Source organism: Hyphomicrobium sp. MC8b (assembly GCF_905067615.1).
Lineage (GTDB): Bacteria > Pseudomonadota > Alphaproteobacteria > Rhizobiales > Hyphomicrobiaceae > Hyphomicrobium_B.
Genome location: NZ_LR898465.1, coordinates 166,032 through 182,966, shown reverse-complemented (window position 1 = coordinate 182,966; position 16,935 = coordinate 166,032). Strand labels below are relative to the sequence as shown.

The 16,935-nt window shown below is 60.1% G+C and carries 19 protein-coding genes and 1 tRNA gene; 3 read left to right on the top strand and 17 right to left on the bottom strand.

Going from position 1 to position 16,935, the window contains the following annotated elements; genetic code table 11:
* Positions 1–276 precede the first annotated feature (276 nt).
* Complete coding sequence (locus ACLB1Z_RS00990; protein WP_409561638.1) at positions 277–1,461, bottom strand: sensor histidine kinase; 1,185 nt, start codon at positions 1,459–1,461, stop codon at positions 277–279.
* Between the two features lie 209 nt (positions 1,462–1,670).
* Positions 1,671–1,865 (bottom strand): hypothetical protein, encoded by a 195-nt coding sequence (locus tag ACLB1Z_RS00985; RefSeq protein ID WP_013950339.1) that lies wholly within the window; start codon positions 1,863–1,865, stop codon positions 1,671–1,673.
* A 316-nt stretch (positions 1,866–2,181) separates the two neighbouring features.
* Between ACLB1Z_RS00985 and ACLB1Z_RS00980 the strand changes: the two genes are divergently transcribed.
* Positions 2,182–2,258, top strand: a tRNA-His gene (locus ACLB1Z_RS00980).
* 58 nt (positions 2,259–2,316) lie between these two features.
* On the top strand, positions 2,317–2,508 hold the full coding sequence (locus tag ACLB1Z_RS00975; protein ID WP_024275031.1) for a hypothetical protein: 192 nt from the start codon (positions 2,317–2,319) through the stop codon (positions 2,506–2,508).
* Between the two features lie 23 nt (positions 2,509–2,531).
* Here the strand turns inward: ACLB1Z_RS00975 and ACLB1Z_RS00970 are convergent, their stop codons facing one another.
* From ACLB1Z_RS00970 to cyoA, 8 genes are read right to left on the bottom strand one after another with little or no spacing between them, the layout of a single operon-like run.
* Positions 2,532–2,954, bottom strand: coding sequence for a hypothetical protein (locus ACLB1Z_RS00970; protein WP_409561637.1), 423 nt, complete (start codon positions 2,952–2,954; stop codon positions 2,532–2,534).
* Positions 2,955–3,012: 58 nt separating this feature from the next.
* Positions 3,013–3,549, bottom strand: a complete 537-nt coding sequence (locus ACLB1Z_RS00965; protein ID WP_013950333.1) for a response regulator transcription factor — start codon at positions 3,547–3,549, stop codon at positions 3,013–3,015.
* Positions 3,550–3,551: 2 nt separating this feature from the next.
* The gene (locus ACLB1Z_RS00960; protein WP_409561636.1) at positions 3,552–4,880 is read right to left on the bottom strand and encodes an ATP-binding protein; all 1,329 of its coding nucleotides are present in this window, start codon (positions 4,878–4,880) and stop codon (positions 3,552–3,554) included.
* A 31-nt stretch (positions 4,881–4,911) separates the two neighbouring features.
* Entirely contained in the window at positions 4,912–5,763 is an 852-nt protein-coding gene (locus ACLB1Z_RS00955) for an SURF1 family protein (protein WP_409561635.1), read from the bottom strand.
* Complete coding sequence (cyoD, locus tag ACLB1Z_RS00950; protein WP_409561634.1) at positions 5,760–6,176, bottom strand: cytochrome o ubiquinol oxidase subunit IV; 417 nt, start codon at positions 6,174–6,176, stop codon at positions 5,760–5,762. The genes ACLB1Z_RS00955 and cyoD overlap by 4 nt, the downstream gene beginning before the upstream one ends.
* On the bottom strand, positions 6,173–6,814 hold the full coding sequence (cyoC, locus tag ACLB1Z_RS00945) for a cytochrome o ubiquinol oxidase subunit III (protein WP_024275028.1): 642 nt from the start codon (positions 6,812–6,814) through the stop codon (positions 6,173–6,175). Before cyoC ends, cyoD begins: the two co-directional genes overlap by 4 nt.
* A 12-nt stretch (positions 6,815–6,826) precedes the next feature.
* Positions 6,827–8,833 (bottom strand): cytochrome o ubiquinol oxidase subunit I, encoded by a 2,007-nt coding sequence (cyoB, locus tag ACLB1Z_RS00940; RefSeq protein WP_013950328.1) that lies wholly within the window; start codon positions 8,831–8,833, stop codon positions 6,827–6,829.
* Positions 8,834–8,867: 34 nt separating this feature from the next.
* Positions 8,868–10,016 carry a ubiquinol oxidase subunit II gene (cyoA, locus tag ACLB1Z_RS00935; RefSeq protein WP_409561633.1) on the bottom strand — a complete coding sequence of 383 codons (1,149 nt, stop codon included), beginning with the start codon at positions 10,014–10,016 and terminating at the stop codon, positions 8,868–8,870.
* A gap of 318 nt (positions 10,017–10,334) precedes the next feature.
* On the opposite strand from cyoA, the gene ACLB1Z_RS00930 reads away from it, so the two are divergent.
* Positions 10,335–10,634, top strand: a complete 300-nt coding sequence (locus ACLB1Z_RS00930) for a hypothetical protein (RefSeq protein ID WP_409561632.1) — start codon at positions 10,335–10,337, stop codon at positions 10,632–10,634.
* Positions 10,635–10,802: 168 nt separating this feature from the next.
* Here the strand turns inward: ACLB1Z_RS00930 and ACLB1Z_RS00925 are convergent, their stop codons facing one another.
* From ACLB1Z_RS00925 to ACLB1Z_RS00895, 7 genes are all read right to left on the bottom strand, one after another.
* On the bottom strand, positions 10,803–11,198 hold the full coding sequence (locus ACLB1Z_RS00925; RefSeq protein ID WP_409561631.1) for a F0F1 ATP synthase subunit epsilon: 396 nt from the start codon (positions 11,196–11,198) through the stop codon (positions 10,803–10,805).
* A gap of 65 nt (positions 11,199–11,263) precedes the next feature.
* Positions 11,264–11,536, bottom strand: coding sequence for a hypothetical protein (locus ACLB1Z_RS00920; RefSeq protein ID WP_013950323.1), 273 nt, complete (start codon positions 11,534–11,536; stop codon positions 11,264–11,266).
* Between the two features lie 63 nt (positions 11,537–11,599).
* Entirely contained in the window at positions 11,600–13,033 is a 1,434-nt protein-coding gene (gene atpD, locus ACLB1Z_RS00915; RefSeq protein ID WP_013950322.1) for a F0F1 ATP synthase subunit beta, read from the bottom strand.
* 22 nt (positions 13,034–13,055) lie between these two features.
* A complete protein-coding gene (locus ACLB1Z_RS00910; RefSeq protein ID WP_409561630.1) occupies positions 13,056–13,460 on the bottom strand; it encodes an organic hydroperoxide resistance protein in 405 nt (134 codons plus the stop codon).
* 17 nt (positions 13,461–13,477) lie between these two features.
* Positions 13,478–14,362 carry a F0F1 ATP synthase subunit gamma gene (locus tag ACLB1Z_RS00905; protein ID WP_409561629.1) on the bottom strand — a complete coding sequence of 295 codons (885 nt, stop codon included), beginning with the start codon at positions 14,360–14,362 and terminating at the stop codon, positions 13,478–13,480.
* 25 nt (positions 14,363–14,387) lie between these two features.
* Complete coding sequence (atpA, locus tag ACLB1Z_RS00900) at positions 14,388–15,917, bottom strand: F0F1 ATP synthase subunit alpha (RefSeq protein ID WP_409561628.1); 1,530 nt, start codon at positions 15,915–15,917, stop codon at positions 14,388–14,390.
* A 123-nt stretch (positions 15,918–16,040) separates the two neighbouring features.
* Positions 16,041–16,604: a F0F1 ATP synthase subunit delta gene (locus tag ACLB1Z_RS00895; RefSeq protein WP_409561627.1), complete on the bottom strand. Its 564-nt coding sequence runs from the start codon at positions 16,602–16,604 to the stop codon at positions 16,041–16,043.
* Between the last annotated feature and the right edge of the window lie 331 nt (positions 16,605–16,935).

Below are 16,935 nucleotides of genomic sequence, written 5' to 3'. Positions count from 1 at the left end.
GACCTGATGAAACGAGTGCTGATGATTGAGAAAGTGCGCAATGAATAGCGCTGGAGAAAAAGTCCATTGTCCGCTCCAATAATCGAGGTTCAAGGCCCCGGTATCGGTTGACGCCAGCAACTGACGAGTGACTGACGCGCGATGTCGCCGATGACATCGTCATCTGAGCTAACGCGACGATAGCGACTCGGTCAACACTTACTAAGTCGCATCGCTCACATTAGAATTTTTATAATTTTCAACTAGCTATGGCGTGCTTCCGACGCCCTCACCGGATCACTTGAAACGGCGTGCGAAGTCGCCGAACAGGATCGTCGCCGCCGTCCCTTTCTGAGGCGCGCTCTCGATTTCCATCTCCGCCCCCATGTCGCGCACCAGCGATTCGACGAGCGGCAGTCCGATGCCGTTGCTGCGTGCCCACGCGGGCTTCAATTCGCTGGCCGATATCGATCCCGCCGCCGCACCGACGCCGCTCATCCCACCGCCGGTATCACGGACCGTGAGAAACACGCGACCGTCGTCCAGGTGTCCGGTCGCGACGTGGACATCTCCGCCCCGCGGGGTGAATTTGATCGCGTTGGTCAGCAGATTGAGCAGGATCTGCCGCAGCGCCGTCGGATTGGCGACGACATGCGGCGTGCTTCCATCGGAGTCGAATGAAAGGTTCAATCCACACGATTCCGCCAGCGCCTTCACGCTCGAAACCGTGCGGTCAACGATGGCATTGAGATCGATTGCAATGAGGCGTGACGCAGCCGTCGCGGGCTTGGCGCGTTCTGCGAGCAGCGACGTGATGACGTCGAGGGCGTGCGTTGCGCTTTCGTGAATGTCCGCAGCGTAGCTCAAGTAGCGCTGGTTCTTCATCTCGCCGAGCCGTTCGTCGCGCATGATCTCGGCAGCAGCCGCAATCGCCGTCAGCGGCGTCTTGAGCTCGTGCGCGAGCTTGGCGATGGTATCAACGTCGAGACCGGCGGCTATAGACGCCGCCACCGGCTGGGCCGCGACCGGTGCGCTCGCCGGCGCGTCCGGCAGCTTTTCGACCGCGCCGGCCGAAGTGCCCGCACGGCGGGACGGCGGATAACTATCGTCCGGAGCCTCAACCATCTCGATGTGAAGCAGCAAAACCTTCGAACCCTTGCCGCCGCGTTGCGCAACCTTGCATTTCACGCGTTTCAGCCGACCGCTGTTCCAGAACAGCAAGGTCTCCGGCGTCCCCTTGCCGAGGTTTGTTGCCGCCGCAATCTGCCGAAGGCGCGCAACGGCAGGCATCGCCGGATCAAGCGCGATCGGAAAGGTTGCATAAGGGAAAAGCCCGAGCGCAGACCGCCCGCGCGCGTTCGCGGCGAGAATTTCCGCAGCCTCAGTGTCGATGACGACAGTGGGTTGCGCGTCCTGCTCGGCATCGAGCGGCGCTGCATCGTCACGGCCATTCGGGAGTACGGGTTTAGCCGCGACAGCCATCGTGAAAGTTCGCCCGTTCCAAAGGCTTATTCGCAACGCACCACGTCAACGTACGTGATTTGCGGACACCTAGAACGGCGAAACGCACGATTTTCCACTGCCAACCGCGGGACGGGCGCGATCGCCTCGCTGCACCGCGGGTGGAACCACATCAACCGATTGAACGAAAACGCAGAATGACAATCTAGGCGCGCACCGACCTCGTCGGTTTACGCAGCCTTGGTCAGAATGGCCTCGCGGAGCTTCTCCGGGTCGCGTTCGCCGCGATCGGCCAGGTCGTAGAGTTTCTCGATAATGTCCTCATCTGGAATATTGAGCGACATCTGGTGTGCTTCGTCGATGATGCTTTTCAGCAATTGCTGAAGCTCATCGAGCTCTTCCGAGCTGTAATGACAAAGGGTCATGATTTTCCGTTTTCCCCCGAAAACAGTCCCTACGGTTTCCCCACTAGCGCACTATACTCGCGTCGGGGGACCGAGTTCCATGCGTTCATGCAAAGTTAATATTCAATCGTGTAGGCCCCCCCGAAAATTCGGGGCTGACAGCGCAAAGAGCGATAAGTCGCCCTTGACCCTCGCCCCAGGCTGTGATGGAACCAGCGCTCGCCGAGTGCACCTTCGGGGCCGCTCGACAATCGGGGATCTCCGGCGCGACGGATGAGGCGTTTGCAGATGCACTGCGCCACCCAAACGCGCTAAAGTTACCCTGAAAACGGCTTGTGCCGCCTTAGCTCAGTTGGTTAGAGCGCTAGATTGTGGATCTAGAGGTCCCCGGTTCAACTCTGGGAGGCGGTACCATTTCCGATTGCGTGGGCGGATCATCTGCTCGACCGGAGCGGATCAGGGCGAAACTGGCATGACCTCCGACAACACGCCCGAGCCGAAACCCAAGCATGATCTGACCTCGCGCCGCGCGTGGCTGCTCGCCATCTATATTTTCGTACTCGTCGTCCTTGTGCGGCTCTACTGGCCGGGCTGGCCATTTCCCGACAAGCCGCATCCCGCGCCGCAAGCTCCCGTATCCGGCCCGCAAATCCCGCAGAACTAAACGCCCGCTACGAAGGCCTCGCTTCAGTCCTGGCTCGGCGCTTCGCTGGGCAGCGGAAGATTGGAGTCCGGATCGGCGCTCGGCCCGGTGAGCACATTGACGTTATCGTCAACCGTCATGCCGTCGGCCTGATCCTGTTCGTCATCGGATTGCTGATCGCTCTGCGCGTCGTTTGCCGGCAATGCCATCGGATCTTCATGCTTCGTCGCATAGGCCTGACAGCCCGCAATGAAGTCGGCGGAATTTCCTCCGCATTCCGAGGGATCGTCAATGCCGAGTTCCTTGCCCCAGGCATAACCGGCGTCGCGGCTCACGCAATCGACATCGCACGGCGGCGTCCGATGCGCTTCTTTCGTTTCTGCAAAGCCGACTGCAATAAGCAGCGTCAATCCCATCACTCCGACAAACGTCGTCGACTGATGAAAGGAAACCGAACCGCTGCGCATGATGCAAAACCCCTCCGCTCGCTGATGTTAAGCTAGCAGAACAGGATTGCGGCGACAGCTATTTTACGCGCCGTTTTTCAAGCTTCCGCGCCAGCGTCCGCCGATGCATGCCAAGCCTCCGCGCCGCCTCGGAAATATTGAAATTCGTCTCAACCAGGATCTGATGAATGTGCTCCCACTCGACGGTCTTGATCGACGTCGGGCGTTCCGTGAGCGCAACACCGGGGTCGCCTTGGGCGCGCTCGAACGCATCCTCGATATCGTCCGTACTCGACGGCTTCACGAGGTAATGCCGCGCGCCGAGCTTGATCGCCTCGACCGCGGTGGCGATACTCGCAAAGCCCGTTAGCACGACGATTACGGTCGACGGGTCATGCGCATGCAGGGCTTCGACGCATGTCAAACCGGAAGCCCCAGCAAGCTTCAGGTCGACGACGGCAAAGCCCGGCGTGCGGACCTGCAGGATGTCGTGAAGTTGCTCGGGGCCTTCGGCGTGATCGACCTTGTACCCGCGCCGCTCGAACGAACGCTTGAGCGTCGCGGCGAAAGACGCATCGTCTTCGACGATCACCAGCGTTGGGTTGGCATCATCCATGTCTAGCGGGCTCCAAGGGCAAGGGCCGAAAGCGGCAGCTTGAGCGTCACGGACGCACCGCCTTCGGGACGGTTGGCCGCTATGACGCTGCCGCCGAGTTTGCGGACCACATTCACAACCAAAAACAATCCAAGCCCGCCGCCCGGCTTCCCCTTGCTCGATTGATAGGGCTTTCCGAATTGCGCGAGCATTTGCGGCGCAAATCCCGGACCGCGGTCCAGCACGCGCAGAATAAGCATGTCGCCATCACGCGAAATCGAAACGCCGACCCAGTCGGGCGATGAATCGTATGCGTTGTCCAGCACGTTGAAGATGATCTGCTTCAGCGTCGAATCGGAAACGATCGACAGATCGGTACCGAACGCGTTGCTATAATCGAGATAGTTTGGAGTTCGCGCTTCCCGCCACTCGTTGATCAGAGCGTTAAAGAAGGTCGTCACCGTGGTCACGCTCGGGGCTTCGCCGCGTGCCTCTCCGGCCGACAGCAGCACGCCCGTCAGGATCGATTTGCAGCGCTTCACGGCTGCTTGCATTTCATCGACTTCCTGCAACAGCTCGGGATTGCCTGTGATGACCGGAATCCGACGCCAATCGCCGAGAATGACCGACAGCGATGCCAATGGCGTGCCAAGTTCATGCGCAGCACCCGATGCCAAAAGCCCCATGCGCACGATATGATCCTCTTCGGCGGCATGCTGCTTCAGCGCTGCAAGGCGCGCATCGCGCTCCCTGAGATTGCGCGTGATGCGCGTGACAAACACGAACAGCAAGGCCGCATCGACCACGAAACAGACCAGCATGCCGATAACATGCAGGGTAAAGAGGTCGATCTCTCCGGCCGGAATTTCAAGTGGACGATAAAACCGCGTAAGCAAAAGGAAGCTCGCGCACGTCGCGGCCAACACCACCGACGTCAGCCGTACATTGAGCAGCACCGCTGCCAGCGTGACCTGAAGGAGATAAAGGAAGGCAAACGGGTTCATCGCCCCGCCGCTGAGATAGAGCTGTGCCGTCAGACCGGCAACGTCGAGCAGCAGCGCGATGAGCAAGCCCACAGCGCTGACGTCACGGCCGCGCCGCAGCCACCAGAGGCTCGCGAGATTGAGAACCACCAACGACGCCGCAACGAGACCCATCGGCACGAGCGGAAGATTGACCCCCAGGACGGTCCAGACGAACACAATCGTCGCCACCTGGCCCGCAACCGCGATCCAGCGAAGCTGGACCAGCAGCAGCATGTTTTCCACGCCAATGGCATCGGCTCCATTGGCAGGCGATGCCGCGAGTTCGTCGCTCTGAAAAGGGAACTGGTGGTCACTGAACTTCGACATACCGGGCGCACAGACTAGCGATCGGAGGACCTCAATCCGGAGCCACACCGCCGGCCCCCTGCGGCGTTTGCCGGATGCGAATCTCTTCGCGCAGGAACCGGACGAAGGCAGCCGCGAGCATCAGCGCCAGCGCAAACCACGTCAACGCGTAAACGAGGTGATTGTTCGGGAATTTGATCACCGTCAGACCACCGACCGGATAGCCGCCAGGATTGGGCGTTGCATCGGCGTCGATGAAGTAAGGCGCATAATTGTCGAGCCCGCGCTTGATCGCGATGGCGTCAACGTCGCGGGAATACCAGCGATCGGCCGAGATATCGTTGCCGCGCAGAAAAGCGCCCTTCGGCTCCGTCATGCGCAGTAGACCCGTAACGGTTACGTTGCCGTCGATCTCTCCCGCAAGCCGCGTCTCACGCTCCTTCTTTTCGGTCGGTACGAAACCGCGATTGACGAGCACTTCAAAACCCGTCGCGGTCTTGAGCGGCGTCATCACCCAATAGCCACCGCCCTCGTCGGTGACGGCCATGACGAGCGTCTCGCGATCATGAAGAAAGTGGCCGGAAACCGTGACGCGTCGATACTCGTCGTTATTGGCGGTGATCGAAGGCCAATCGGTCGGACCGGGCGCGGGCACCGGAGTTGCGTGAACCCGGATCTCGACGCGGGAAATCAAATCGAGCTTCCAAGCCCGCCGCTCAACCTGCCAAATGCCAAGCCACATGAGACCGGCAACACCGAGCAGCGCCACGAGGCTGATGACTGCCAGCGAAGACAGCGAACGAGGTGTGCGCGCCGGATCGCGACCCGGCGCATCCGCATCGAACTCCGTTGCGCCCGATGGCGCCGCTTCTTGTCCCCCGCGCCCGCCGGCGTCGGATGTCACGGCAGTTGGCTCGGATCCATCGGCATCATGTTGGTCGTCAGGTGATACATCACCCACAGCGAGCCGGTCAGCGTGATCACGACCATGACGACCGTGAAGATCAGCGCCATCAGCGTCCAACCGCCCTCCGAACTCGGCGACATGTGCAGGAAGTAGATCATGTGGACGACGATCTGGATCGCACCGATAGCCAGGATCGAGATAGCCGTCGCTTCCTTGCTTCCGAGCGCGCCCGACATCACGAGCCAGAACGGAATGGCCGTCAGGATGACGGAAAGAACGAAGCCCGTCAGATAGCCGCCGAGCGTCGACTCGGGATGGCCGCTGCCATGCCCGTGATCGTCGTGACCGCCGCCAGGAGCAATATGCCCATGCGCAGCATGTCCGTGATTGGCGTGCGCGTCCGTGCTCATCGCAGCACTCCCATAAGATAAACGAAGGTGAAAACGCCGATCCAGACGACGTCGAGGAAGTGCCAGAACATGCTGAGGCACAGGATACGACGCTTGTTCGGCTCATTCAGGCCGAACCTCGTCACCTGAACCATCAGCGTGATCATCCAGATGATGCCGAACGTCACGTGCAGGCCGTGCGTGCCGACGAGCGTGAAGAACGACGACAGGAACGCGCTTCTCTGAGGCGTCGCGCCTTCGAGGATCATGTGCGTGAATTCAAACAGCTCAATGCCGATGAACGCGGCGCCGAACGCCATCGTGATCGCCAGCCACATCAGCATGCCCTGCTTGCGGTTCTTCTGCATCTCAAGCACAGCAAAGCCATACGTGATCGACGAGAACAGCAGCATCGACGTGTTGACTGCCACCAGAGGCAGGTCGAACAAATCTTTCGGCGACGGCCCGGCCGCAAAATTGCCGCCAAGCACGCCGTAAGTCGCGAACAGCACCGCAAAGATGAGACAGTCGCTCATCAGGTAGAGCCAGAAGCCCAGCTGGGTGCTGCCACCGTCACCGTGCTCGTGCTCATCGGCCACGTAGAAGGGGCGCGTTTCCTTTGCCTCTCCGGCCCCGGACGCCGACGCACTTGCCGTCATTGTCGTCATCGCTCAGGCCCCCACCGATTGAAGGAGCTGAGTGCGCTCGCTCTCGGTTTCAACGATCTGCTGCGTCGGAATGTTGAAGCTCCGATTGTAGTTGAAGGTATGACCGATCGCGGTCGCCAGTAGCGCAACGAAGCCAACGGCGGCCAGCCACCAGATGTACCAGATCAAAGCGAAACCGGTGATGAAGCTGAGACCGGCGAGAATGACACCGGCTCCGGTGTTCCTCGGCATATGGATCGGCTTGAAGCCTCCCATCGGCCGCTTATAGCCGTGCTCCTTCATGTCCCACCACGCGTCGTGATCGTAGACGACCGGCGTAAAGGCGAAGTTGTAGACCGGCGGCGGCGATGACGTCGACCATTCGAGCGTCCGTGCATTCCAGGGATCGCCGGTGAGGTCGCGCAGCTTCTCGCGGTTCTTGATGCTTACGGCGAGCTGGATAAGGAACGAACCGATACCGAGCGCGATCAGGAACGCACCGAACGCCGCGATGACGAAGTAGATCTGCAACGACGGGTCGTCGAACACGCGCAGGCGCCGCGTCACACCCATCAGGCCAAGAACGTAGAGCGGCATGAAGGCGAGGTAGAAGCCCGAGACCCAGAACCAGAACGACATCTTGCCCCAGAACGGATCGAGCTTGAAACCGGTGACCTTCGGGAACCAGTACGCGATGCCCGCAAAGCAGCCGAACACGACGCCACCAATGATCACGTTATGGAAATGCGCGATCAGGAAGAGGCTGTTGTGAAGCACGAAGTCCGCCGGCGGGACTGCGAGCAGAACGCCCGTCATGCCGCCGATCACGAACGTCAGCATGAACGCGACGGTCCACATCATCGGCAGCTCGAAGCGAATCCGGCCGCGATACATAGTGAACAGCCAGTTGAAGAGTTTCGCGCCCGTCGGGATCGAGATGATCATCGTCGTGATGCCGAAGAACGAGTTGACGCTAGCGCCCGAGCCCATCGTGAAGAAGTGGTGCAGCCAGACGAGGTACGACAGGATCGTGATACAGACCGTGGCGTAGACCATCGACGTGTAGCCAAAGAGGCGCTTGCCCGAGAACGTCGCGGTCACCTCGGAGAACACGCCGAACACCGGCAGCACGAGAATGTAAACTTCCGGGTGGCCCCAGATCCAGATGAGGTTCACGTACATCATCGGGTTGCCGCCGAAGTCGTTCGTGAAGAAGTTCGTGCCGACGTACCGATCGAGAGAAAGGAGGGCCAGCACGCCCGTCAGAACGGGGAAGGCCGCCACGATCAGAACGTTGGTGCAAAGCGCGGTCCAGGTGAAGACCGGCATCTTCATCATCGTCATACCGGGGCAACGCATCTTCACGATCGTCGCGATCAGGTTGACGCCCGATAGAAGCGTTCCGACGCCAGCTATCTGCAGCGCCCATATGTAGTAATCGACCCCGACATCTGGACTGTAGGCGTAGTTCGAAAGCGGCGGATAGGCGAGCCAGCCGGTCCGTGCGAACTCACCGACGAACAGCGACGCCATAACAAGCACGCCGCCCGAAACCGTCATCCAGAAGCTGAAGTTGTTGAGGAACGGGAAGGCGACGTCGCGCGCGCCGATCTGCAGCGGCACGACATAGTTCATCAAACCCGTGACCAGCGGCATCGCCACGAAGAAGATCATGATCACGCCATGCGCCGTGAAGATCTGGTCGAAGTGATGCGCCGGCAGATAGCCCTCGTTGCCGTTGAAGGCGATGGCCTGCTGCGCGCGCATCATGATGGCGTCGGCGAAGCCGCGCAGCAGCATCACGAGGCCGAGCACGATGTACATGACGCCAATCCGCTTGTGATCGACGCTCGTGAACCATTCGTGCCAGAGGTAGCCCCACAGCCTGTAGTAGGTGATCGCGCCCAGAACCACCGCGCCGCCGATAGCGACGCCGATGAACGTCATCACCAAAATCGGCTCGTGATAGGGAATAGATTCGAGCGTCAACCGCCCGAATATCGCTTTCTGAAGGTCAAAGTTTTCGAACATCTCTGGAAACTATCCCGGTCAGGAGCCTGACGGCTCAGGAATTTGATGGCTTTCGCGCAAACGATTGGAACATGCCCGGCTGCGGCAGTCCGGCCCCGACGAGCGGCGTCGAACTGACAGGCGTGACTGCGGCAGCAGCCTGCGCATCCATGCCCATCGGCGCCGTCTTCGTGCACACGCTTGCGACGTACGACTTCTTCACGACCGGCCCATCACCGCGACGTGCATACTTGTCGTACTCAAGAGACTGCACGATGTTGTTGCCCGCGAGCCCAAGCCCACCCTTGGCGTCGATGGCTGCCATTTCGTGCATACACATTTTGCCGGGCTGGACACACATGTTGACGATTAGATCGAAGAGCTGCGGATCGACGCTCGAGAATTTCTTGACGGGCACAGCTTCGCTGGGACGCTCAAGATCAAGATACTCGGTCCGGCCAAGATTGCCGGTCTGCGATGCCTTGACGCCCGACACCCACTTGTCGAAGCCGGCATCGTCCATTGCCAGAAAGTCGAACCGCATCTCCGAAAAGCCGTTGCCGCTATAGTTCGAAGAGAAGCCCTTATAGGTGCCCGCTTTGTTGATTACCGCGTGCAGCTGGGTCTGCATGCCCGGCATCGCGTAAATCATGCCGGCGAGCGCCGGAACGTAGAACGCGTTCATCACCGACGAAGCAGAAATTTTGAAATTAAGCGGCCGGTCGACGGGAGCCGCCATTTCATTCACAGTAGCGATGCCCTGTTCGGGATAGATGAACAGCCACTTCCAATCGAGCGCGACGACCTGAACGGTAAGCGGTTTCGCAGTGGCCGCAACTTCCTTGTCCGGGCCGGTGCGGTTAAGCGGGCGCCACGGATCAAGCATGTGCGTCGCCATCCACGTTACGGCGCCAAGGCAGATGATGATCAGAAGCGGTGCCGACCAGATGATCAGCTCAAGATGGGTCGAATGCGACCAGTTCGGCTCGTATCGCGCGTTCGTGTTCGATGCTCGATAGTGCCAGGCAAACCAAGCCGTGAGTGCCATGACCGGAACGATGATCAAGAGCATCAGAACGGTCGAGATAATCACGAGATCGCGCTGCTGGATGGCAATATCGCCGGCAGGATTGAGCACGATTGCGTTGCAGCCGCCCAGAAGGGCAAGAACCGGCAACAGAGCGAATATATAAAAACGTTTCAAGGCAGGTCGCGTCCTATCGACAGAGCTTCCCCTGATCTCCCGCTAAACGCGCACAGGTTGAAGCAAAATTGGACAATTTGCCCAACGCCAGTTGGCCGCAGGACATCCCCGGCCTGGGTAACACACCTAGATATAGCTTTCAGTGACGATCGAACCGGTGTTGAGAACTCCGAAAAACTACACCTGATTTGAACGAAATTTGCCATCCAATTTGTCGCTCGGAGGCGCCGTGCCCAAAAATGCCGAACCTCGCCACCCCCGTGCGAGAGGCGCGAGGACGCTCCGATCGCACAGCGCCACTTGCGTCCGGGCGTTCCGATGACGATCCCTTTGGCCGCCAAAACCGCGCAAGGCCTGATGAAGGCTGCGATGCGTCAGAAGCATGCTCCGGGAAAATACGATGTCTTCGCCTGGCAGGTCGGCCCGGACTTGCATGCAATTCCGGTCGCCTGGAAGTCCTTCACCAAGAGGTCTGTTGCGCTTGAGGCCATGACGCTGAGCGATGGCAACGAAATTCAAACCAACGCCGCGCCTTTGCCGAACGGCGTCGGCAGCAAGGCAGCCCGCTATGTCGGCTCGTTCCGGATCGACAAACGGACAGGAGAGAACGAACCCTGACGGGAAACAACCGACGGACTGCGCCGCCTGATGGCCTGGCTCGTCGGAACGACGGCGCACCGGTCGGCGATCTAAGATATGACAAAGCGCTCCTCGCAAGGCTGAGATCGTCCCAGCCTGCAAGAAGCGCTTTGAGTTTCAGTTATAGATCGTGTCTGAGCGCGCCGCTTAAGCCTGCGGCGAAAGCCGCTTCAGTTCACCGACGAGCGTATCGGCCATGCGCTTCGCATCATCGTCCTTTGCGGCGGCAAGTTCCGCTTCCGCAGTCTTGAGCTCCGCCGCAATCGTTGCCGCCGACATCTCGTCGACGTCGTAGGCTTTCTCAGCCAGAACCGTCAGGCGCGCGGGATCGACTTCCGCGAAGCCCGACTTGACGAAGAGCCGCTTGCGCACGCTGCCGGCCGTAACATCGAGAACGCCCGGAACAAGCGTCGAGATGACCGGCACATGACCGGCGAGAACCGTGAACTCTCCGTCTGTGCCAGGCACGACCACCTGCTCGGCGTCGACCGACATCAACACCCGCTCGGGAGAGACGAGTTCAAACCTGAATGTGCCTGCCATGGTGATTTCCGACCCTTCGAAGGCGTTCGACCTGTTTAATGCCGTCGTTTTTTATTTTGGCGCCATCAAGCCTGGCGCGGCTCTTCTTCGCCATCGTCTTCGGCACCGGCTTTGGCTCTCACCTCTTCCGGCGTCTGCAGCTTGGTGCCACAGAACGGGCAAAAGAAAAGCGGATGATCGACGAGTCCCGGCTCTTCTTCTTCGAGATCGACGAGCCCGACGGTCATGTAGATGACCTCATCGGGCCCGACCGTGATCAAGGGCTCAAAGTCGCCGCCCTCAAGAGCCTCTTTCAGCTCTTCGCAGCAGCTTCCAAACGTCTTTCCGGCTTCCGCCATGAACTCTCTCTCCTGGCGGCGCCTTCGGACGGGTTCTCCGCTCGAAAACGCTCAGCCTTATTGTTATGCCGCTTCCGCGAGCTTCTCTGCCTTCGCGATCGCTTCGTCGATCGAACCGACCATATAGAACGCCGGTTCGGGAAGGTGATCGTACTCACCGTCGCAGAGACCCTTGAACGCCTTGATGGTATCGGCGAGCGGAACGAGCTTGCCGGGCGAGCCGGTGAACACTTCCGCGACGTGGAACGGCTGCGACATGAAACGCTCGATCTTACGAGCGCGGGCAACCGTGAGCTTATCCTCTTCGGAAAGCTCGTCCATGCCGAGGATCGCGATGATGTCCTGCAGCGACTTGTACTTCTGCAGGATCGCCTGAACCTTACGGGCAACGGCGTAGTGCTCTTCGCCGACGATGCGCGGATCGAGCATGCGCGACGTCGAGTCGAGCGGATCAACCGCCGGATAGATGCCCTTTTCAGCAATCGAGCGCGAAAGAACGGTCGTCGCATCAAGGTGAGCGAACGAGGTTGCCGGCGCCGGGTCGGTCAAGTCGTCGGCCGGAACGTAAATGGCCTGCACCGACGTGATCGAACCCTTCTGCGTCGTGGTGATGCGTTCCTGCAGGGCGCCCATGTCGGTCGCCAGCGTCGGCTGATAACCAACCGCCGAAGGAATGCGGCCGAGCAGCGCCGACACTTCCGAACCCGCCTGCGTGAAGCGGAAGATGTTGTCGACGAAGAACAGCACGTCCTGGCCCTGGTCACGGAAGTGCTCGGCGACTGTCAGACCCGAAAGAGCGACGCGAGCACGCGCACCCGGCGGTTCGTTCATCTGACCGTAAACCAGAGCGCACTTCGAACCGGCAGCCGACCCGTTGTTCTTCTTCGGGTCCTTGTTCACGTTGGACTCGATCATTTCGTAATAAAGATCGTTGCCCTCACGCGTACGCTCGCCGACGCCCGCGAAAACCGAGTAGCCGCCGTGGGCCTTAGCGACGTTATTGATCAACTCCATGATCAAAACCGTCTTGCCGACGCCTGCGCCGCCGAACAGGCCGATCTTGCCGCCCTTCGCATAAGGAGCGAGCAGGTCGACGACCTTGATGCCCGTGACGAGGATCTGTGCTTCCGTTGCCTGATCTTCAAACGTCGGCGCCGGTTGGTGGATAGCACGCACCGAGCTGCTGTTGATCGGACCAGCTTCATCAACCGGCTCGCCGATAACGTTCATGATCCGCCCGAGCGTCTCGTCGCCGACGGGAACCGAGATCGGAGCGCCCATGTCGGTGACTTCCTGACCGCGGACCAAGCCTTCGGTAGAGTCCATCGCGATCGTGCGCACGGTGTTTTCACCAAGGTGCTGCGCGACTTCGAGAACCAGACGATTGCCGTTGTTGGTGGTCTCAAGCGCGTTCAGAATTTCCGGCAGCTTGTCGGCGAAATGCACGTCAACGACGGCACCCGTCACCTGGTGAATCTTCCCTACGTTTTTAGCCATTTTTATCTCCAGCGGAATTGTTTCAGGCGACCGAGAGCGTCACCGGGATATTGTTGCGTGTCGCTTTGGAATACGGGCAGATCTGATGCGCTTCTTCGATCAGCGCCTGCAGCTTGTCCTTATCGGCGCCAGGAATCGCGAGCGTCAGATGCGCCTTGAGGGCGAAGCTCGTCGCGTCCTTGTCGAGTTCAACTTCGCACGTAACCTTGGCGGCCTGACCGTCGAGTCCGTGCTTCTTGGCCAGCAGCAGAACCGCCTGACCGAAGCAAGACGACCACCCGAGCGCAAACAGCTGCTCGGGGTTGTGGCCTTCACCCGATCCACCGAGATCCTTCGGCAGCGCCATCGCAAGAGCGAGCTTGCCCTCTTCGAGAACTGCGCGGCCGTCCCGGCCGCCCTTCGTCGTTGCACGCGTTACATAGGCCATGATCTATCTACCTCGCCCTAGACCGCTTCCGCTCCGGAGATGATCTCGATCAATTCCTTGGTGATGTTCGCCTGACGCTGACGGTTGTAGGCGATCGTCAACTTATTGATCATGTCACCCGCGTTGCGCGTCGCGTTGTCCATCGCGGTCATCTGCGCACCATAGAACGATGCCGAGTTCTCGAGCAGACCGCGGAAGATCTGCGTCGAGATATTGCGCGACAGCAGGAAGCCCAAGACTTCTTCTTCGCTCGGCTCGTACTCGTGAATGGCGCCTGCGCCCTTCGCAGCGTCCGGCGCCGCCTCAGGCACGGTTGCCGGAATGAGCTGCAGCGCCGTCGGCTTTTGTGAGATGATCGACTTGAACTCTGAGAAGTAGACCGTGGCGACGTCAAACTCGCCGGCTTCGAACATCTCAAGCACACGCTTCGCGAGGCCCTCGGCATGCCCGAACGTCAGCTGACGCACACCCTGAAAGTCTTTGCGCTCGACAATATTGCGGCCGAGATCGCGACGCAGGTTGTCGGCGCCCTTGCGGCCGACCGTCATGATCTTCACCGTCTTACCCGCGGCGATCAAACGGTTCGCATCTGAACGCGCTAGCTTGGCGATGTTCGAATTGAAACCGCCGCATAGACCACGTTCCGCCGTCATGACAATCAGCAGATGCACCTGATCCTTGCCGGTGCCGACGAGAAGTGGCGAAGCGCCGTTCTTATCCGCAACTTTCGAAGCCAGACTACCGAGCACGGTTGCCATCCGCTCGGCGTAAGGCCGGGCGGCAGTCGCAGCTTCCTGCGCGCGGCGCAGCTTCGCCGCCGCAACCATCTGCATGGCTTTCGTGATTTTCCGCGTCGCCTTCACCGAGGCGATGCGGTTGCGCATATCTTTTAAGCTCGCCATCGGGCGTTCTCCTCAAGGAACCCGATTAAGCTGCAAAACCTTTGGCAAACTTGTCGAGGAACTCGACCAGCTTCTTCTCGGAATCTGCCGACAGAGCCTTCTCTTTCGCGATCGTTTCGAGAAGCGTCTTTTCAGAGCGAAGCCCGGCGAGAACGCCTTCTTCGAACTTGCCAACGGCCGAGACCGGAATGGCGTCGAGATAGCCGCGCGTACCCGCAAAGATCACCGCAACCTGCTCTTCCATCTTGAGCGGCGAGAACTGCGGCTGCTTCAGAAGCTCCGTCAGACGTGCGCCGCGTGCGAGCAGCTTTTGCGTGGCGGCGTCGAGGTCCGAACCGAACTGCGCGAAGGCCGCCATTTCGCGGTACTGCGCCAGCTCGCCTTTGATCTTGCCGGCGACCTGCTTCATCGCCTTCGTCTGCGCCGAAGAGCCGACGCGCGACACCGACAGACCGACGTTCACGGCCGGACGGATGCCCTGATAGAAGAGATCCGATTCAAGGAAGATCTGGCCGTCGGTGATCGAAATGACGTTCGTCGGAATGAACGCAGACACGTCGTTGCCCTGGGTCTCAATGACAGGGAGCGCCGTGAGCGACCCCTTGCCGGCGGCGTCGCCCATCTTTGCAGCGCGCTCAAGCAGACGGGAATGGAGATAGAAAACGTCGCCCGGATAAGCTTCGCGGCCCGGCGGACGGCGCAGCAGCAACGACATCTGACGGTAAGCGACGGCCTGCTTGGAGAGGTCGTCATACGCGATCACGGCGTGCATGCCGTTGTCGCGGAAGTATTCGCCCATCGTGCAGCCGGTGAACGGCGCGAGATACTGCATCGGCGCCGGATCGGATGCGGTCGCCGCGACGACGATCGAATATTCAAGCGCGCCGCGCTCTTCCAGGACCTTTACGAACTGAGCAACCGTTGAGCGCTTCTGGCCGACGGCAACGTAAACGCAATAAAGCTTTGCGCTTTCGTCGTTGCCCGCGTTGAGCGGCTTCTGGTTGAGGAAGGTATCTAGAACGACGGCGGTCTTGCCCGTCTGACGGTCGCCGATGACCAACTCGCGCTGGCCACGGCCGATCGGGATGAGCGCGTCGATGGCCTTGAGACCCGTCGCCATCGGCTCGTGCACCGACTTGCGCGGCAGGATGCCCGGCGCCTTGACGTCGACGCGCATCTTTTTCTCGAACTGGATCGGGCCCTTGCCGTCGATCGGGTTGCCGAGACCGTCGACGACGCGACCGAGAAGACCCTTGCCGACCGGAACTTCGACGATGGTGCCGGTCCGCTTGACGGTGTCGCCTTCCTTGATCGTGCGATCGTCGCCGAAAATAACGACGCCGACGTTATCGGCTTCGAGGTTCAGCGCCATGCCGCGGATGCCGCCGGGGAACTCGACCATCTCGCCCGCCTGGACGTTGTCGAGACCATAGACGCGCGCGATGCCGTCGCCGACCGACAGCACCTGGCCAATTTCGGAAACCTCGGCTTCCTTGCCGAAGTTTTTGATCTGATCCTTCAGGATCGAAGAAATTTCTGCGGCCCGGATTTCCATTGAGACCTCTTCCCTGGTCGTTTCCATTTACGGAGCCTGGTCCGGCCCCTTATGCCAATTTGTTAAGTGCAAACCTTGCCGTGACACCGCCAGCCTCGCAGCCAGCAGCGAAACTGTCAGGCCTTAAGCCCCGGCTCCGTTCAGCGCCGTCTTCATGTTCTGAAGCTTGGTCTTGAGCGAGGAATCGATCATGCGGCTGCCAACCTTGACGATCAGGCCGCCGAGAATGCTCGGATCGACGCGCGACTGCAGCGTCACATCCTTGCCGACAGAAGCTTTGAGCGTCTCTTTAAGAGCCGAGACCTGCTCGTCGTTGAGGGCAAACGCGCTGGTGACCTCAGCCGTGATTTCGCCGCGCGCCTTGGCGGCGAGCGAGCGATAAACTTTGATCATGTCTTGAATGACGAACAGGCGCCGATTGGCGGTCACGAGCTTCAGGAAGTTCGCGGTCAAGCCGCTGATGCCTGCCCTGTCGAGGATGGCGGCCATCGCCTTCTGTTGATCGTCCGCTGCGATCACCGGGCTGCGCACGAGGCGCACGAGATCCGGGCTTTCATCGAGCAACGATTGGAAATTTACGAGATCGCTTTCGATCCCCTCGATGTTCGAGCTTTCCTTAGCCAGCTCGAACAAGGCCGACGCATACCGTCCGGCCACTCCGTCCACGCTTGTTTCGTCCGTCGCCACGTCGCTCTCACCTCGCGCCTTCGGGCGCATAGAGGGCGGGGCACGAAAAGGCCCGAAATTGCGCCCGCTCCAAGGAAAGGCCTTTGACAAAAAAAGAGCGCCGGGGCCGGAACCCACCAGCAGCCCCCTTCCAAAGCCGGGCTGTCCTTAACATGCACTCTGCAAGGCTTCAACAGTGCGCCAAGAGGGCGCGTTGCCGCATTACATTTTCGCAAGGAGCCTGAATTTCGGGCGTTTCGCGGCCCGGCCAACTTCCAGAGGGATGAACGAAGGGATCGAGCGCCGTTCAAACTACGTTCAGGCTCGACCAGCTAAACGTTCGTCAACATGC

Excerpts from the sequence above, each read along its gene's own strand:
- ACLB1Z_RS00990 (WP_409561638.1), bottom strand. The coding sequence starts at position 1,461 with ATGGCTGTCGCGGCTAAACCCGTACTCCCGAATGGCCGTGACGATGCA.
- ACLB1Z_RS00985 (WP_013950339.1), bottom strand. The coding sequence starts at position 1,865 with ATGACCCTTTGTCATTACAGCTCGGAAGAGCTCGATGAGCTTCAGCAA.
- ACLB1Z_RS00975 (WP_024275031.1), top strand. The coding sequence starts at position 2,317 with ATGACCTCCGACAACACGCCCGAGCCGAAACCCAAGCATGATCTGACC.
- ACLB1Z_RS00970 (WP_409561637.1), bottom strand. The coding sequence starts at position 2,954 with ATGCGCAGCGGTTCGGTTTCCTTTCATCAGTCGACGACGTTTGTCGGA.
- ACLB1Z_RS00965 (WP_013950333.1), bottom strand. The coding sequence starts at position 3,549 with ATGGATGATGCCAACCCAACGCTGGTGATCGTCGAAGACGATGCGTCT.
- ACLB1Z_RS00960 (WP_409561636.1), bottom strand. The coding sequence starts at position 4,880 with ATGTCGAAGTTCAGTGACCACCAGTTCCCTTTTCAGAGCGACGAACTC.
- cyoD (WP_409561634.1), bottom strand. The coding sequence starts at position 6,176 with ATGAGCACGGACGCGCACGCCAATCACGGACATGCTGCGCATGGGCAT.
- cyoC (WP_024275028.1), bottom strand. The coding sequence starts at position 6,814 with ATGACGGCAAGTGCGTCGGCGTCCGGGGCCGGAGAGGCAAAGGAAACG.
- cyoB (WP_013950328.1), bottom strand. The coding sequence starts at position 8,833 with ATGTTCGAAAACTTTGACCTTCAGAAAGCGATATTCGGGCGGTTGACG.
- ACLB1Z_RS00930 (WP_409561632.1), top strand. The coding sequence starts at position 10,335 with ATGACGATCCCTTTGGCCGCCAAAACCGCGCAAGGCCTGATGAAGGCT.
- ACLB1Z_RS00925 (WP_409561631.1), bottom strand. The coding sequence starts at position 11,198 with ATGGCAGGCACATTCAGGTTTGAACTCGTCTCTCCCGAGCGGGTGTTG.
- ACLB1Z_RS00920 (WP_013950323.1), bottom strand. The coding sequence starts at position 11,536 with ATGGCGGAAGCCGGAAAGACGTTTGGAAGCTGCTGCGAAGAGCTGAAA.
- atpD (WP_013950322.1), bottom strand. The coding sequence starts at position 13,033 with ATGGCTAAAAACGTAGGGAAGATTCACCAGGTGACGGGTGCCGTCGTT.
- ACLB1Z_RS00910 (WP_409561630.1), bottom strand. The coding sequence starts at position 13,460 with ATGGCCTATGTAACGCGTGCAACGACGAAGGGCGGCCGGGACGGCCGC.
- ACLB1Z_RS00905 (WP_409561629.1), bottom strand. The coding sequence starts at position 14,362 with ATGGCGAGCTTAAAAGATATGCGCAACCGCATCGCCTCGGTGAAGGCG.
- atpA (WP_409561628.1), bottom strand. The coding sequence starts at position 15,917 with ATGGAAATCCGGGCCGCAGAAATTTCTTCGATCCTGAAGGATCAGATC.